Here is a 17,197-nt window from a genome sequence, read left to right as displayed (position 1 = left end):
TCGGTCAGGGCGCGACTGCTCGCCGGATCATCCCGATGAGCGTGGCGATCACGCCAGGCAGGGCGTCGTCGTCGGGCTGCTGAGCCATGAGCCAGAAGTCCATCGCCTCGCCCATACCGAGCACTGCGGCTATGAGAAGGGAGTCCGGTACATCGTCTCGGATCGCCCCGACCCGGTGCCCCACCTCGAGCGCCTGCGAGATCCAGGGCAGGGATGCCTGCTCCATGTCGCCGGTCGCCTGCTGAAACTCGGGGTTCTTCGACGCAGCCGACCATCCGCGAAGAAGCGCCGCAAGCTGCGGGTAAGCCAGAAGCGCCCTCGACAGCCGCAGGTAATAGTCCTCGAGGACCGACCAGAAGGCGTCGGCATCCCCCGTGCCCAGATCGGGGAGCGGGCCCACCTGACCGATCAGCTCGCCGAGACCGGTCTGTGCGACGTAGGCGAAGAGATCCTCCTTGCCGTCGAAGTAGTAGTACAACGATCCCTTCGAGATCCCGGCAGCCTCGATGACGCGATTGAGCGAGGCGTCGTGAAACCCATGCGTCGAGAATTCGTCCAGGGCGGCCTGCACGAGTGCCTGCTGCTGGCGCGCGGGCAGTTTGGCGAAGCGGGGTCGGACCATTCCTTCAGTGTGCCGGCGTCTGTTCGGGGAATGGCGGCAGTTCGACCCGGTCGTGGAAGCTCCTGCCGAGCGCGATATCGGCGACCTTGGGCAGACCCATCATCTTCATGACGGCGTTCCTCACGAAGAGCTGGAACGAGTTCTTGGGCGCGAACGCCAGGCCGAGCCCTTGGGCGGCCTGCTGCTTGGAGCAGATCAGCGGAGCCAGCCGCTCCTCGTAGCGGGCGAAGGCCTGCCTGTGGTCGTCGGTTCTGGCCAGTTCCGCGGCAAGGACGTACGCCTCGACCATGGCCAGGGCCGAGCCTTGGCCGGCCAGGAACGACGGGCACGCGCCGGAATCCCCCACCAGCGCGATCCGACCCGATGACCAGGAGGGCATCTGAATCTGGCTGACCGAGTCGAAGTAGAAATTCTTCGCCCGCGTCATGAGGTCGAGCATGTCCGGCACCTCCCAGCCCTTGCCGGCGAGTTTCGCCCGCAGCAGTGCCTCCTGCCCCGCACGCTCGGTCGGCACTTCCCCGTCGTGGCGGAGCGAGAAGAGGAACAGGGTGGCGTCGCCGCGGAACGAGAGCCGGATCGCCTGAAAGCCGACGTCGGCGTACATCATCGCGATCAGCTCATCGCGGATCGGGTACCCCTCGGCATCGAATGCGGCGACGACCATGCCGAGATACTTCTCGTACTGCTCATCCGGCCCGAAGGCCAGCTTTCGCACCCGGGAGTGCAAGCCGTCGGCGCCGATGACGAGATCGAAATCGCGAGTGCTGCGGCTCTCGAACGTCACCCTGACGCGTGCGCCATCGTCGTCGAGCTCGCGCACCGTGTCAGCCAAAATCAGTTCCACCTGGCCGTCGAGGGTGTCATAGATCACGGAGGCGAGATCGGTGCGGGGGATGCTGACATACCGCTCGTTGGATTCCATGACCGCGCTCGGATCGAACGAGGCGATCTTGCGCCCGTTCCGGTCGACTGCTCGCGCTTCGGTGAAGACGTATCCCCGCGCGCGCAGCTCCGGCACGATCCCCATGCGCTCCGCGACGTCGAAGCCCGCGCCCCAGAAGTCGATCAAATAGCCGCCCGTGCGCAGTTCGGGAGCGTGTTCGATGAGCGCGACCTCGTGTCCCGCTTTGTGGAGCCAGAACGCCAGTGTCGGGCCGGCGATTCCGGCTCCGACGATCAAGACCTTCACGGGGCGATCCCTCCTCCACCGGAGTAGACCACCAGTCTATACCGATGGTCTACTCCGTCTAGGGCCAGGCGCATCGAGACGCCACGCGCGGTGAGAGGGATGCCGCCGCCCGCCGCTAGACGCGCGGCACGTCGATGAGCCCCGCGTCCCGGCGCGTGAGCAGCCCAGCGGCGATGCCGCGCTCAACCGCAGTGTTCAACGTCGTTGCGGTACCTTCGGTCAATCGCTTCCAGCCGAAGGCCGAGAGAGTCTCTCGCATGAGCGATTCCTGCTCGATCCCCATGCTCGCCGTGGCGATGTCCTGCATCGCGTTGACCAGTTCGCGCCAATGGATGACATCGACGGCACGGACATAATGTGAGGCTGGCGAGGGTACTCGATATGTTTCGTACGTCGCCGCCGATGAGCCGGTCGGCCACGCGAAGCGTTCGTTCGGGTCTGGGCGCAGCTCACGCGGGATGAGGCGTTCGATCGCATCGGCGCGCTTGGTCGCCACCTTTGTGAGTCCGAATGCCGACGCGACGACTTTGGTCAGGCGGCCGAAATCGACTGGTCCTTCGGCGTCGACCACGGACTGGATGACGCGGATGACCCGACCCGCGGCCGATCGAGCCGGAAGGGCATCAAGGTCGTCGATCGACCCCACGAGTTGCTCGGGCCAGGCAGCGAATGGGTGGCGGCGGGTGTTCACTGCCGGCATCGCAGTGGCTGCGGCTCCGTACATGGGCACGGACATATCTTCATCGCTGGTCAGCACAGGTGCCGAAGTTGCTGATGGCGCTGCTGCGATCAGCGTCTCACGTGTTATCGGAGCATGTAGCGCGACGTTGGGCGCGCGATCATCATCTGCGGTCGCCGGCCGAGTATCCCCCGACCGGTCCTGATCGATCTCGCTCGGTTCAACCTGTTCGCGCTCACCGACGTCCGTCTTCTGGATTCGCTCTGCGAGTCGATCGACGGCTCGTTCGGGGTCGGCGAGCCACTCCGGCAGCCAGAGTCGGGCGACGACCGGCCAATGCATGAGCCCGGTCAATACGTCTCCCGGCAGCGCGTCTCGGTCGGCCACGGTGAGCCGGTCGGCCCACCCCAGCCCATCGAGCAGCACGGCCGCAACGGGGTGCTCGGGTGAATCGGCCAGGGCGACCGACAGGTCGACCCGGAACGTTGAAAGGCCCACGTCGCGTCTGACGACGAAGCCCCGCGCTTCAAGCTGCGTGGCGATCCGGTCACGGTGCCGGTCGTTCACGGCCGCGCGCAACGGGTTGTCCGCGGCGGCATGGCTACCGCGCTGCGCCTCGATGAGATACCTGCCGAGGTCCTTCACCCCTCGCGAATTGGTCTGTTCGACCCGCAGTTGGGACGGCTCGAAGCTGCAGAACATCACGACTTGGCGACGCGCTCGGGTGATCGCGACGTTCAGCCTTCTGTGGCCTCCCTGCAGATTCAGCGGCCCGAAGTTCAGCGGAACGATACCGCGGGCGTCAGGGGCGCGGCCGACGGAGAAGAAGATCGTGTCGCGTTCGTCGCCTTGTACGTTCTCGAGATTCTTGACGAAGATTCCGTCGTCGCTCTCCAATGAGTCGAGTATCCGCTGGTCGCCCTGGTCGCGCAGCATCGTGTCGATCAGCTTGCGTTGGTTCATGTTGAAGGTCACGATGCCCAGCGAAGGTGAGGCATCCATCGACGCAGTGAACCGCCGCACGACCTCGTCGACGACTTCCTGGGCTTCGGGGATGTTCGTCTGGGCGAGCTTGCTCGACCCCGCAGACCCGGCGCGGGTGTATGCACCGTCTTGCACACGACGCAGGCTGATGCCGTGGCCACCGGGACCATCGTCGCTCGTGCCGAACGTCGGGGTCGGGAACGATGCCAACGCGCCGTTGTAGTACGCGTCGTTGCTGAAAGCGATCAGTGCCTCGTCTTGACTGCGGTAATGCCACGTGAGCATGCGACGGTGGACCCGAGCCTGTGTGCACTCGGTCAGGATCGATTCCTGGTCGACGACGACTTCTTCTGTTTCGTCGTCGGATTCGTCGTCGGCAACGATCGCCGAAGACTCGGCGAAGGACGTCGGCGGCATCTGCTCGCTGTCACCGACGACGATCACGGACTGCGCTCTTCCCATCGCTCCGATCGCATCGGCGACGCGCACTTGAGATGCCTCGTCGAAGACGATCACATCGAACAGGCCAGCCTGTGGCGGGAGGAAGCGCGCGACCGAGTCGGGGCTCATCATCATGCACGGTGTGATGTGTGTGATGACCTGGGAGTACTTGGCCATCAGAGCACGGACGGTCAGTCCGCCCCGCTGTCGCTCGAGTTCGCGGCGCAGCGCACCGATCTGACCCGATGCGGAGCCAGCGGTGAAAGTGCGTCGGGCAAGCACCTCGCTGGGGACCACAGAGGTCAGGAGTTGTCGCATGTCACGGAGCGTGCGACGGAATCGACCCACCGAGCTCTCGTGCGATGTCGCGTCGAAGTCGGCGAGACCGGTCGTCGTGCGGCGCTCGGGGACGGATGCCTCGGCGACACCTTGATCGAAGGCGTATCCGGCGATGTCTGGGGCGATCAGGCCGTCGAGCACTTGCCGGCGTCCCTCAAGAACTCCCAAGTCGTGAAGCGGGTCAAGACAGGCGAGGATGCGATGCCAGTGCCGCAGTGAACTTTCGATGGTCGCTGTCCCGCGTGCGGTGCGCGCCTGCGTCCACCGGCTGACCAGACCGTCGCCGCCCAGCCAGGCGTCGAGGGAAGTTTCCGTTGCACCGGCGTCGACTGCCGAACGTAGTCCATGCGCGATGCTGCGCGCCGCCTCGGCCATGGTGGCGTTCGGCGGTGCCGCACGGTCGATGTAGGCGCGGGCTGCCATCGGCATCGGCGTTTCTCCCGTCGATGCGGTGGCGAGCCATCCCGGCCACGCGAGCTGATTCTGCAGCTGCGCGATGCCGTCTGGCGTGAGAGGGTTCCAGTCCATCGAGAGCGCAACGCCCGGCAGCGCGTTCGCGGCTGTTCGGAACTCTTCCACGCGCCCGGCCAGTGTGGCCAGTCCACCTGTGAACGCTCCGTAGTCGGCGACTTTGATCTGCGCGCCCGGAACCAAGACACCGAGGAGTGGAGCGAACGCGGCGGTCTTCCGCTTCTTGCGTCCGAAGAAGCTCGACGCCTCAGCAGTTTGCATCGCTGCGTTCACGCCCGTGAGGTCGATGCCGAGCACCGCCGGCGTCACGAGGTTCAAAGGCGCCCCGGCCTGCAGTGCACGCGCGGCCTGGACGTACGACTCGACCGTCTGCTGCCACGACGACGTGCGTGCCTGATTGACGGCCGCTGAGCCGATGGCGGGCGCTGAGAAGATGCCGGCAACGACGTCCCACTCCGCTGCCATCCGGGCTGCGGCGGCAAGCCCATTTCCATCGAGTCGCGTGATCGCCTCATCGATCTCGGTGGATGCACCGATCAGCGCCTCGATGCGGATCGATGGCGTCGCCCCGTCGATCCAGCGCCACGGCGAATGCGGCGTCAAGACGAGGTTGCCCACGGCTTCGGGCAGGTCGTCGAGGGCTGCCTCGGCGTGCTTCAGCTGGTCGGTCGCAATCCGCGCGGGGAGGTCGGGTGAAACCGGCATCGCCGGCAGATCAGGATCGGAGACGAGTTCTCGCAGGTGAGCTCCGTAGAGCGAGAGCCCGGCGCCATTCTGCGCGTGCAGGTTCTGTGCGTACCGGCTCAGGGTGCGGCGCGATCCGACCAGACCGCGCCGAGCGACCTGTACTGCGTCTTGATCGACGCTGACCGTACGATCGAGGGCGGTCAGCAGTTGTGCACGCACCGCGGCCGGTCGCATCGACTTGTCGTGGACGTTGAGGCAGAACGCGCCTACGCCGACGCTGTCGAGGCGCTTCTGCACGACCTTGATCGCCTCGCCCTTCTCCGCCACGAACAAGACCCGCTTGCCGTCTGCGATGAGCCGGGCGAGCATGTTCGTGATGGTCTGGGATTTGCCCGTGCCGGGAGGACCCTCGAGCACGAACGTGCGTCCCGCCACGGCATCCGCGACAGCCTGCAGCTGCGAGCCGTCTGTCGGCATCGGGCACTGCGCGTTGAGTGCGTCGAGGTCCACCCCGTCGGGAGCGGGAGCGGGATCGATGAACTCCTCGGTCGGGGTTTCGATGAGATGGTTCACCAATGGGTTGTGCGCGAATGCCGCCCAGTTCTCGTCCAGGTCCTTCCAGAGGCGGAACTTGCCGAATTGCAGAATCGACAGGCGAACCTCCGGGTCCACCCGGTATCGCGGGTCGACCTTTGTCATGGCGTCTCGCGCAGCGGTGAACGCGGCGTTCAGGTCGATGCCGGATGCGTCGGCCGTGGGCGTCTCGAGGGAGGGGATGCTCACGCCGTGCACTTGGCGGATCTTCTCGAGCAGGCAGAAGTTCGGCGTCGACTCCTCGGCGTCGTCGAGCACGATGCGGTATGCCTTGCCACGTCCGGTCGCTTCAAGACGGACAGGCACGAGCACCAAAGGCGAGTGCACCTCGCGTCCGTCGATGTCCCACACAAGGGTGCCGAACGAGAGGTAGAGATTGTTCGCGCCGGTTTCTTGCACGATCGTCCGCGCACGGTAGGCGAGCGCGCGCAGCCGCGACAGGTAGCGATCGCTTGTGAGATCGGTGAAGAGGATGCTCTTCTCGAGCGCGGCTGCCAACTCGTCGGCGTCGAGGCGGGCCGCAATTGCGACACCTCCGACGCGGTGGATGCCGCTCAGATCGTCGGCAGGGCTGAGCGTGAGGGGCTTGCCGCCGTTGACAAGGTCTTCGAGTCGGGCGAGCGACTCGCCAGGGACGGCCATCCGCACGTCGTACGTGCCTTTGCCCAGATTGATAAGCCGGTTGCGCAGGCTCAGATCGAGCAGTGCGTTCTTCCACTGCGTGACCCGGCGAGGAGCATTGCCGATCACACGGGGTTGATGCGCCGACACAACCTGCTCGACTTGGGGGGATGTCGGCGCGGCTGCCTGGTAGAGCACGACTTGCCGGTTCCCTGCGGTATCGGTCGTGATGCTCGGGAGGGGGATGATCCCTGATCTCCGGGCCATGTAGACGTCTGTAGCGCCTTGAAAATAGCCGGATTCCGGGTGGGCGTCGAATTGCTGGACGATGGGTGTGTTCTGCACGCGGGTCCAGTCGGGCTCGGCACCATCGGGCTGCTCGCAGACGAGCGTTGTCTCGACGAATGCCACTTCGCCGGTGCTGATCGCAGCCCGTACCCGGTTGACATCCATCTCTGCCGCGCTCTCGAAGCTCTTCTCGTCCCGCCAGTACCCGAGGAAGGCGTGGCCTTCCACCAGGACGGGGAACGATCGGATGCCGATGGCCTCGAGCGCAGCTGCGAGAGTCACGGTCGTGTCCAGGCACGTGCCGAGCCTGCCGACGATCACGTCGTGAGGGGTGCGGACCTTCTGGCCGTCGTCTGCCCAACTGGCAGGAGGGAGCGCGTAGGCGATCTTGCACTCGCGGAGCGCCGAGAAGACAGCGTGCACCATGTGATCGATGCGCTCGCGGTCGCCGGTCTGGTAACCGTCCAGGGCGGTCGAGCTCGTTCGCTGCCCGAGTATCTCTGCAGCACGTGACACCACCGGCGCCAAGCTCGGGTCGTTGGGCATGACGAAGGCGGCCAGCAGCTCGACCGCGGCGTCCCATCCTCGGGACCACCACTGACGTGGAGCAAGCACCGCCAGCGGGGTGGAGAGCACGATCGGGTCTCGTTGGTCAGGCGTGACCGTCACAGTCATCGTGCCGCGCCGCCGCTCGTCGATGGCGTACATGGCATCTGGGTCCAGCTGAAACCCCAGTCGGCCGACGTCGATCTGGTTGTCACCGCTGTGCAGCGTCAACGGCTGGGAGACGGGTTGTGCGATGGGGCCGGTGGGGGTGGATGCCTCGACCGTCAGCAGTGCGGAGAGTTCGCCATCGAGCGCGTTCGACACTGAGATGCCGTGCAGGAGCGGCACGCGACTGTTGGCCGAGGCGTAGCTCACCGTCGGAGTCGCGAGGATCGTGATCTGGATCGGCCCGTCGCCTGTGTGCGTATCGGTCACCCATGAGTCTGTCGGCAGCGCATGGTGCAAGCGCTCGAGCGTGGTCGAGACGTCGTCGAGGCCGAGCGCACCGAGCAGGAGCTGCGCCGACGTGACGGCATGATGCGCTTGGTCGGGACTGAGAGTCCCACCATCGGCAGCGTGGTAGGCGTTGAGCAATCGCTGTACAGATGATCTGCCCATCTCGGCGGCCTCGGGGTCAGCGTAAATCGCATGCGTGAGTTCGTCGCTCGCGCATGCTGCGAGGACTGTGGCTGCGGTGGCTGGGTAGGACTCTGCGTCAGGCCGCGCCAGCTGCGCCCAGGTCGCCTCACCCTCATCTGGCGGCAGTACTCGATCGAGCAGCCGCGCGCACGCTGAGACCGTGATCTGGACCGCACGCTGAATCGCCGCATTGGTGGCGGGCTCGTCGGGCCGAGTGGTGGTCTGTGCCGGGGCGGATGTCGGTACCGGTACGGCGGCGGGCCTGGCGGGAGCGGGTTCGCCCATCGCGGTGAGAGCACCTTCAAGCCAGTCTTCGCCGGCGATCGGGATGCCGTAGTCTCGCGCCTTGCGCGCCTTCCCTGAGAGGGAGTCGGGGTCGGCTGCCACAACGATCCGTACGCCCTTGGTGACAGCCGCCTTTGGAACCAGGCCGTGCAGGCGAAGGTCGCCCTCCCAGTCTGAACGCGGTCGCCTCATCTCGCCTGTCAGGACCACTTCGTCGCCCGGACGCAGGGTGAAGTCATGGGCGGATACCGGCGAGGCCGAGGCCGAGGTTCGTGGTTGCGAGAGCGCTGCCGACACGACGTCTTGCGGCACGTCCAGCAACGTGGCCACGACCCGGAGGTCGTCGCGCTCGGCGTCGGTGACCACACCATCCGCCCAAGCGACACCCGCCAGCGCTTCGACATAGTCATGGTGGAGCCGGGATGCCGCCGGCCGCGAGATTCCACGGCTGTCTGCGAGCTGGACCAAGGCATCCTTTTCGTGCTCAGACAGATAGCGATCGATCAAACACCGTTCGACGAGATCGAGGTATTCGGCTTGCTCGTCTGTGGTCGCGACGTCTGGCACGTGGTCGATGAGTCGCTCGAGGAACCCTGGTGCCGCCGGCTCTGCGTGCTCGCGAGGCATCCAGGTCGCCCGCGGTCCGGCATAGGGCGCGAGCGGCACGGCGGAGGCCATGAGCTCAGTCCAGGTCTCCGGGTCGGAGTCCGCGATGAAAGAGGCGAGCAACTGCGCGGTGGCCAGGGCATCGACTGATGCGCGGTGAGCGCCGTCCAGGTCGATCCCATATGCTGCGCAGCAGGCCGCGAGGCTGCACCCGCCACCGAGGTACGAACGCGCAAGTCGCATTGTGCAGACCGTCGTGAACGGCGCGGACAGGGAATATCCCACGCGGCGGAGTTCAGCCTCGAGAAAGCGCACATCGAATGACGCGTTGTGTGCCACAAGAACGCGACCTGACAGCAACTGGATGAGTTCCCCCGCAATATCGGGGAACGTCGGTGCGTGCAGGATGTCCCTGGCAGTGATGTGGTGGATGTCTTCACGGCCGAGATCTCGGCCTGGGTTGATGAGCGTGTCCCATTCCCCTGTGATGGTTCCGTCAGGGCTCGAATGGACGACGGCTACCTCAATCGCTCGGTCGTTGCGCTCGGGAACCAGTCCTGTGGTCTCGAAATCAATTGTGACGAACCCGGACGGCGATGAGGGGTACATGGTGATGAATGTATCGCTCTGTGGGGACACCGAGGGCGGGATCCGTAACGGCAATGACGGCGATGGTTCGGCATCGTGTCACTCTCATTGCGCCGTTCAGAGAGAGCAGACCTGAGTTATAGGAGACCGCTTGCACAGGAGCCTCTACGCTGAACGGGTATGGAACCAGTTGACTACGGCGGCGCATTTCTTGACGGGGTAGGCGTAGCTGCCGGGATGGTCTGGGCCGTCTTTGCTTAAAACCCGTGGTTGCTGGTGTTGCTTTTACTCATCATCGCGGGCAGCCTGTACCTGCAGCTCTCGCCTCGGAGGCGTCGTCGCCGTTCCCGGTAGGTAGACGACGTCTGCAAGGCAACGCCGACGCGTCACCCACCGTGGCCGATGAAGATGCCTCTGTGGCCGATGAAGATGCCTCTGTGGCTGCTTGACGCGGATCCTTGCCTGATTAGGGGCCGAGTAGCGCGAACGGCACGACGGCGACGCCGTCTCGACGTCGATACGCGTACGGGCCCGTCGTGATGACGATCATGTCGACGAGTCGATCTCCGATCTGATCCTTCAGCCAGTGCAGGTGGCGAACGTCACGATCTGTGGCGGTGTCAGCGAGTTTCACCTCGATGGCGACGCACGTCCGGTCCGCTTTTTCGACGATCAGATCGATCTCGTGGGCACCATCCTTTGTGCGCAGATGTCCGATGTGCGCGTCCATGATGTCGGCGTATACCCTTACCGACTGAGTCACGAGTGACTCGAAGAGTGCTCCGAGCCAGCTTCCTGTCGAAGGCGAAGGCGTCGCGCCATCGCCTTGGAGGAGTCCCTGTCGGTCGATACCGACCAGTCGCGCGGCAAGTGCGGGATCGACGAGGTGATGTTTCGGGCTGGCGCCCAGTCGCTTGAGGGGGGAGAAGGTCGGCATCCAGGCCTCGACGGGATCGAGCACGAAGATGCGTGTCAGATGATCGCGATACTGGGCAACGGTCTGGCGCGCGGGCTTTTCGCTCTCCCCCGCAGTGGCCGCGTCGAGGATGGTCGTGTAGCTTGCGGTCGCGGCCGCATATGAGGAGAGCCATGCGCGCAGAACCGCGGGGCGCCGGATGAGGGCGCCATTCTCCGGGAGGTCCTTCTCAATGATGCGCGCGATGTAGCTGTCGAGTTGGAGATTGCGTGCGTGGGACGGAAGCTCTCGGATTCCCGGGAAGCCGGAGCGGAGGATCTCGTCGGTGTAGTCGCCGACAGTCAGGTCCGTGTGACCCTCGAGCTTTCTCACGGTTTCATGGAGGAGCGCATGCAGCGAGACGGTTGCCTGTTCACGCTCCCGTTCGAACATTGTGAAGGGCCGCATGGACAGGCTGACTATTCGTCCAGCGCCGGAGTGGATGCGAACTCCGGGCTGGACTCCAGCTGAACCCGTAAGAAGGAACTGGCCGCCCGTCGAGTCGACATCCACCGCATCACGGACAGCGTCCCAAACCCCAGGCTCGAGTTGCCACTCGTCAATGAGAACCGGGCGGGGAAGTTCCAGGATCACCTGCGGGTTACCTGCGACAGCGTTGCGCCCGGCCGCGGTGGAGAGCGCGAGTACTGAGGCTGACCGATTGCGAGCTGTTTCGCTCTTGCCAACACCTTTCGCGCCTTCGAGTGCAATGGCCGCCAGGTCTGGGAAGACTTCATCCAACAGAGCGTCAAGATGGCGTCGCGTGTAGACCATGCGGTCCATCTAACAGATAGACAGCTTTCTACCTAACAAATAGACGGGTGTGCGTCTAACATTCAGTCACTCCCCACCGGCTCACTGTCGCGGCTGGGCCATCGCCAGCAGGTGGGCCCGAAGTTCGACGATCTGAACGTCGAGCAGGACGCCGCCACCGATACCGTGAGAACGCACCGAGGCCGCGGATTCCGGCGGCGCGACGAAAGACGAGGCAGACATGGCAGAAACGCAGGCGGCGGCGACTGTTGTGGGCAGTGGGTCTGCTGCTCAGCCCCATCGGCCTGCTGATGGCGGCATTCATGGGCAGCGTGCTAGGTGGGTTTGGAGTTCTGCTGAACTGACGGCAAGATCAAGCGCTAGCCGCGGGTCCGGGCCCCAGACGTAGATTGTCGACCGACAAGCCTCCCCCATCACCGCGCAGCGAACTCCACAAACCGCTCTGCGAGCCGGTCCTGCGAGGGCCGCTCGTTCCGCCGCTCCGGCAAGTGGATCTGCCGACCATGCATGTCTTGCAGCCCGTGCCGCAGCATCGGTCCGTCGACCTCGTGCAGCAGCGCCGAGTTGATGCGCACTTCGAAGTCCGGCGTGATCCCCATGAGGTTCCGGTCGTACGCCGCGTGGTGGATCTTGCACAGGCTTGCGAGGATTTGTCCCCAACGCGTCTGGTCCCCTGAACCGTGAGCCGGCCCGGGTTTGATGCCGCTTCTATGCGGGGATCGGCACCGAGGCGCGGGATGATCGACGCTCTCGAGTCCACGCGAGGTATGGTCATGGCGAGCGTGCCGACCCCTGCGCTCAGTCGAACAGCAAGATGGACAGTCCACCCCCGTAGCGGGGTTGCTCCGTGTCGTGTGACCAGGCGTCGATGATGATGCTCACAGCTGGGCGATGATGTGCTCGCCGATCGCTTTCGCCAGCGGGATGGGTACCGCGTTGCCGATCTGTCGCGCGATCGCGCTCTTCGAGCCGATGAAACGATGCGTGTCGGGGAAGCCTTGCAACACGGCGGCTTCATAGTGCGTGATCGCCCGGTTTTCGAACGGATGCAGGTAGCGCCCTTTCTCCGGTTTGAAGAACTCTGTGCGGATCGTCACTGAAGGCTTGTCCCAGTGCAGTCGACCCATCACGTCGCCCGAGCCGCTCGTGTGCCCGCGCCAGCAGGGTGCCAACAGCTCATCCGGGAGGTCGAACCGATTTCCGCCGACTGGAATTTGTTCAAAGCGCTTCCGTGACAGGTCTGAGTACTGTCGTCCGAAGTGCAGCTCGAACGGGCGGAATGGCCCTGGCATCGCTTTGCCGCCGAACTCCGTCGTATGGGAAGGCAGCTCGGTTCCGTTGACCGACCGCGGGATGTTGAGGAACGCCTCGGATACCTTGCGGTGCCGCCCGACGTGCGTTGGCGTGGGCAAGCCGATTGCAGGGAGGTCACGGTGGCGCCCGATCAGAATTGCTCGCTTACGCACCTGGAACGCGCCGTAGTCGGCGGCATTGAGCACGGACCATTCGAACGTATAGTCGCGCAGCAGCCCGTCTGGCTGCGTCGCTGCAGTGAAATCTCGGAATTGCTGAGACTTGGCGAAAACGGCGACGTTCTCGACGACGAAGTACTTCGGCTGGGCCCGCAGGATCGTCGCGGCATACTCCTGCCACAGGTAGTTGCGTTTGTCCGCCGAATCACGCTTGCCGAGCATTGAGAAACCCTGGCATGGAGGACCGCCGACGATGACGTCGACGTTCGGTACGTCCTCGTCTTTCAGCCACCTCTCGATGCCTCCCGTGTACACGGTTCGCGGACCGAAAGAAGCGGCGAATGTGGCAGCGGCTGCGGTGTCGAGTTCGACGGCACGCGCGATCTTGTAACGGTTGGATGCTGCATGGAATCCTGCACTGAGCCCGCCCGCCCCGGCGAAGAGGTCGAGAACCGCGACCGTCCGTGTCGCGAAGGGCGTCGTGAGCGCCGGTTCGGCGTCGCCGAGGCGGCTTTCGACGAGAGGCGGCTGCAGGGTCATCGGGACCAATCTACTGTTGACGGTGGGAGGCGACGTGATGGACGCCGGCGAGTCGATCGGACTCACTCATGGGGAATCGTGGGCGACGAGCGATGCGACGCGAGCATCGATGAAATCGAACCGCGGCCGTGATACGTCACCCGAACTCGCCATTCGGCGCCGTCTGCATGCTCAGGGCCTCCGATATCGAGTGTCCATCCGCCCTCTCTCGAACATACGTCGTACAGCCGACATCGTCTTCACTCGCGCACACGTCGCCGTGTTCATCGACGGGTGCTTTTGGCATGGCTGTCCTGCGCATTATCAGGCCCCGGTGAACCACCGTGGTTACTGGGCTGACAAGCGAGCTCGGAACCATGAACGCGATCTGGAGACCACCGCGCTCCTTTACGAGGCCGGATGGACGGTTCTTCGATTCTGGGAGCATGACGTGCTGCGCGATCCGGATGCCGTCGCCACGGCAATCGGCGAGGCTGTCAGCCGAGCAACATCTCGCTTGGTGCACCCTTCCAAGTGACCACCAGTTCATCGCGTGCGCGGCTTGCCGCAACGTACAGCAGCGATCGGAACTGACGGTCCTTGTCGGCGCGGTCTTCGTCGGGGATGCGCTTGTACGCCCAGGACGGCGGAAAGGCACCGTCTGAGATGTCGAACAGCACGACGCGCGAGAACTCCATCCCTTTGGCTGTGTGCATCGTCATGACCACTGGCTGACCGCCTGCCGTGCGTGGCGTTGTGACGAAGGCGACCGATCGACCTCGCTGCGTGAGCCCCTGCTGCACGCGTTTCGCTGCGGTGTTCGATGCGGCGAGAACAGCGATCGTCTCAGGCCGTACGCCTTCCTCGATCCACCGATTGATGTCGTGGGCGATGAGGTCGAGCTGCTCGGTGTCGGACTTCGTGGCATGGGTAACCGGCTTGGGTCCGCTGCGTGCCGAGCGGTACCCGAGAGTGGCCACCTCTTCGCCCTCTGCGCCTTCATAGGTCTCCCCGGCGAGAATACCCAGCGCGTAGCGGAGCGTCTCGGAGGTCGTGCGGTAGTTGAGCGTGAGACGACGCGAACGTCCCCGTATGCGAATGCCGTAATGGCTCAAGATCGTTGGCCGACCGTAGATGCGTTGGTGCGAGTCGTCGGCGATGAACAGGTCGTCGGGGCCTTCGGCGACGAGTGCGCGCAAGAAGAGCCACTTCGCAGGCTCGAGGTCCTGGCCCTCATCGACGAGCAAGTGGTCGGCGAATGTCGTCGCCGTCCGCGTCAGCCAATGGGCCGAGATCGCCGCGATCTCGCCGTAACCGAGGGTGCCGGTGATGCGTTGGTCTTTGCGCATCTGTTCGACGACCGCCCACACGGCCGCCCGCTTTCCTCGATCCAACGCCACGCCTCGGCCCGGTCGGCGCGCGGCGAAGTACCCCGCAGCGTCGAGGATCGTGCCTGGCAGGATGATCTGGGCATACTCACCGGTGAAGAACTCACCCGAGCGCAACGACATCGGCAACCCGCCACCCGCCTGGGTGATGGCCGTGTCCCAGTCGGCATCGGCGGGCGACGCCGTCGTCTCGCGCGGCGAGCCGACGGTTTCGCGCGCGGAGTCGCTGTATGCCTCGCCTGCGCGAGCGCGCACCTCTGCAGCGAGCTGGTCGACCCCGCGCACGAGCACGCCCCGTTCACCCAAATGCGCGGCGATCGGCACGTCGGCGTCGAGACGTTCAAGGTCTCTGCGCAGGTTCTCGGCCAGTGCCCGCGTGAAGGTCGTCAACACGATACGTGCTTCTGGGTTCGTCTTGGCGAGGCGGCGGGTTCGGTGGAGCAGCACGACGGTCTTGCCGGTGCCGGCGCCTCCTGAGATTCGGAACGCACCGGACGTTTGCATCTCGGCAAGCGCGCGCTGATCGGGGTGCAGGTAGACGCGCCAAGCGCCGAAGTCGCCGCCTTCGATGATGCGCTGCAGGTCTTCCTGGCCGGCGACATAGGTGAACTGCATCTGCGACGCGGGGTGCCGGAGGGCTGCGATGATCTTGGTGTCTTCGTCGGCGTCGGGTCCGACGTCGACCGGCTGGTCGAGTTGCAGTCGTTGCTTGATCAAGTGGAGGGCATCGTGGGCTGCCATCGACAGCAGCACCTCCTGCTGCCAGGGCGTGTCGAGGTCTTCTGCATAGCGAAGCAGAGCATCCTCGTCGCGCATGGCGAAGGCGCGCTCGGCGACGTCGGGGTCGAACCCGAATTCGTCGGTGAGATCGGAGCGTCGATAGCCGAGGGCGTCCAAGAGGGGCGCTGCTTCGGCAGCAACCGCCGGCGAGGGTATTCCGACAGTCGCTTCCCTCGGTGACGTCGTGTCCGGTGCCCGGGCCGCGACGGCCTCTCGGAACGAGAGGATGCCGTTGACCGGATTGATCTGCAAGGTCAGGCGCTTGGCCTTCTCGGTGCCCACGTCGTGGGGCCATGTGCCGGCGTAGACGTAGGTCGTTTCGCCACCGGGAGGATCGACGCGGAAGAGGATTGCACGCCAGTAGTCGTTGACGCGGCCGGTGCGCACCCTGGGGTCGGCAGAGCCGTTGATCGGCTCGATGTGCAGACCGGGCGCGGTATCGTCCTCCCCGAGCTTGAGCAGGAACGTCTGAATCCGCGCCTTGACGTCGTTCCCGTGGTCAGGCTGGCGCCGCGCGGCGAGCTGGATCATCGGCATGTCAGTTTCCTCCGAGGAGTGTGGTCAGGCGCTCGATCATGTCGGCATTGGGCGACGGCATCCGCCTCTGGCGAGGCGTCGACCAGCAGATGCTGCAGCGGCATGCGTTCGGCCCAGTCGTCGCCCACCTCACGCGCCACTTCAGGTGAATAGCGGTGCCGGCGAACGACCAAGCGTTCCAGCGCATGTGTGTCGATGTCGCCCGAAGGGGACACCGCCGTCGGCTCGAGCAGTCGGATCAGTTCGGCGAAAGACTCCTTGCTGCCGTTGTGAGGGGTGGCCGAGGCCAGCACCAATGCATCGGTGTTGGGCGCAAGCACGCGCGCCAGCGCGTTGTTCTGGGTGGAAGTGCCTGACAGGTTGTGCGATTCGTCGATGACCACGGCATCCCAATGTTGGTTGCGCAGGTGGTTCAAGTACCGCTCTTGCTTCAGCGTGTCCATCGAGATGATCGCTCTTTTGTACAGGCTGAACGGGTTGCGGGTGGCCGGCAACTTTTGCCGCACACGCTGGATTCCCACTGAGTCCAGGCGGACGAAGGGCAAGGCGAAACGCGTCCACATTTCGAACTGCATCTGCTCCAGCACGTGCTTGGGCGTGACGATGAGGATGCGCTCGCCGCGTCCGCGCCGCACCAGCTCGGACAGGATCATGCCGATCTCGATGGTCTTGCCCAGGCCCACGGTGTCGGCCAAGAGGATGCGGGGACGCAGATTGTCTGCGCTCAGTGCCTTGCGCACGGCGGAACGCTGGTAGTCGAGGGGGTCGCTGAGCATGCGGGTGGAGACCGAGAGACGCCCGTCGCCAAGCGGGATCGGAGAGCGCCGCAGGATGGATTCCAACCACAGGCGCGCGCGGCGGTACTTGGGCGAGTCGTCAGCGCGCACTGTGGTAGCCCGCGGGTCATACGGCACGATGTCGTCAAGGTGCTCATAGAAAGCCGCGCGCGTATCGCGCACGAGTTCGGACAGTCCGGTGACTTCGACGAGGAGCCCGTCGCGCGTGGGGGAAGCGTTGGTCACGAGCCAGTCCGCATCACGCACCCGGACAATGGAACCGGCAGCGACGTTCAACGGGCCGAGCGCAACGTCTTCATCAGCCCTCAGCACTCTTCGATCTCCCTCTGCGGGTCCGGACTCGTACCGCAATGCTAGCCGGCCCAATGCCATGCAGAGGCGGCGGGCGGCCGCTGC

At 64.9% G+C, this 17,197-nt stretch carries 9 protein-coding genes; 1 reads left to right on the top strand and 8 read right to left on the bottom strand.

Annotation, left to right across the window (positions count from 1 at the left end; all coding sequences use genetic code 11):
* Positions 1–4: 4 nt before the first annotated feature.
* The 6 genes from QU603_RS15580 to QU603_RS15555 all read right to left on the bottom strand — a co-directional run bounded on the left by QU603_RS15580 (position 5) and on the right by QU603_RS15555 (position 13,320).
* Entirely contained in the window at positions 5–622 is a 618-nt protein-coding gene (locus QU603_RS15580; RefSeq protein WP_308492296.1) for a TetR/AcrR family transcriptional regulator, read from the bottom strand.
* A gap of 4 nt (positions 623–626) precedes the next feature.
* Positions 627–1,811, bottom strand: coding sequence for an FAD-binding domain (locus QU603_RS15575; protein ID WP_308492295.1), 1,185 nt, complete (start codon positions 1,809–1,811; stop codon positions 627–629).
* Between the two features lie 115 nt (positions 1,812–1,926).
* A complete protein-coding gene (proA, locus tag QU603_RS15570) occupies positions 1,927–9,600 on the bottom strand; it encodes an anti-phage protein ProA (RefSeq protein WP_308492294.1) in 7,674 nt (2,557 codons plus the stop codon).
* Between the two features lie 445 nt (positions 9,601–10,045).
* Positions 10,046–11,317: an ATP-binding protein gene (locus tag QU603_RS15565; RefSeq protein ID WP_308492293.1), complete on the bottom strand. Its 1,272-nt coding sequence runs from the start codon at positions 11,315–11,317 to the stop codon at positions 10,046–10,048.
* A gap of 404 nt (positions 11,318–11,721) precedes the next feature.
* A complete protein-coding gene (locus QU603_RS15560; RefSeq protein WP_308492292.1) occupies positions 11,722–11,907 on the bottom strand; it encodes a hypothetical protein in 186 nt (61 codons plus the stop codon).
* Positions 11,908–12,186: 279 nt separating this feature from the next.
* Entirely contained in the window at positions 12,187–13,320 is a 1,134-nt protein-coding gene (locus QU603_RS15555; RefSeq protein ID WP_308492291.1) for a DNA cytosine methyltransferase, read from the bottom strand.
* A gap of 37 nt (positions 13,321–13,357) precedes the next feature.
* Between QU603_RS15555 and QU603_RS15550 the strand changes: the two genes are divergently transcribed.
* Positions 13,358–13,837 carry a very short patch repair endonuclease gene (locus tag QU603_RS15550; protein ID WP_308494045.1) on the top strand — a complete coding sequence of 160 codons (480 nt, stop codon included), beginning with the start codon at positions 13,358–13,360 and terminating at the stop codon, positions 13,835–13,837.
* Here the strand turns inward: QU603_RS15550 and QU603_RS15545 are convergent.
* Both QU603_RS15545 and QU603_RS15540 read right to left on the bottom strand, forming a co-directional pair.
* Complete coding sequence (locus tag QU603_RS15545) at positions 13,797–16,004, bottom strand: 3'-5' exonuclease (RefSeq protein ID WP_308492290.1); 2,208 nt, start codon at positions 16,002–16,004, stop codon at positions 13,797–13,799. The genes QU603_RS15550 and QU603_RS15545 overlap by 41 nt on opposite strands.
* A complete protein-coding gene (locus QU603_RS15540; protein WP_308492289.1) occupies positions 15,995–17,113 on the bottom strand; it encodes a DEAD/DEAH box helicase in 1,119 nt (372 codons plus the stop codon). The genes QU603_RS15545 and QU603_RS15540 overlap by 10 nt, the downstream gene beginning before the upstream one ends.
* Positions 17,114–17,197 lie beyond the last annotated feature (84 nt).

Source organism: Microbacterium terrisoli, assembly GCF_030866805.1.
GTDB classification, from domain to species: domain Bacteria; phylum Actinomycetota; class Actinomycetes; order Actinomycetales; family Microbacteriaceae; genus Microbacterium; species Microbacterium terrisoli.
This window is presented reverse-complemented; position numbering and strand designations above follow the sequence as displayed.

What these genes read in the sequence shown, in the direction of transcription:
- QU603_RS15545 (WP_308492290.1), bottom strand. Translation starts at nt 16,004, where the DNA reads ATGCCGATGATCCAGCTCGCCGCGCGGCGCCAGCCTGACCACGGGAAC.
- QU603_RS15565 (WP_308492293.1), bottom strand. Translation starts at nt 11,317, where the DNA reads ATGGACCGCATGGTCTACACGCGACGCCATCTTGACGCTCTGTTGGAT.
- proA (WP_308492294.1), bottom strand. Translation starts at nt 9,600, where the DNA reads ATGTACCCCTCATCGCCGTCCGGGTTCGTCACAATTGATTTCGAGACC.
- QU603_RS15560 (WP_308492292.1), bottom strand. Translation starts at nt 11,907, where the DNA reads ATGGGGATCACGCCGGACTTCGAAGTGCGCATCAACTCGGCGCTGCTG.
- QU603_RS15550 (WP_308494045.1), top strand. Translation starts at nt 13,358, where the DNA reads ATGGACGCCGGCGAGTCGATCGGACTCACTCATGGGGAATCGTGGGCG.
- QU603_RS15580 (WP_308492296.1), bottom strand. Translation starts at nt 622, where the DNA reads ATGGTCCGACCCCGCTTCGCCAAACTGCCCGCGCGCCAGCAGCAGGCA.
- QU603_RS15555 (WP_308492291.1), bottom strand. Translation starts at nt 13,320, where the DNA reads ATGACCCTGCAGCCGCCTCTCGTCGAAAGCCGCCTCGGCGACGCCGAA.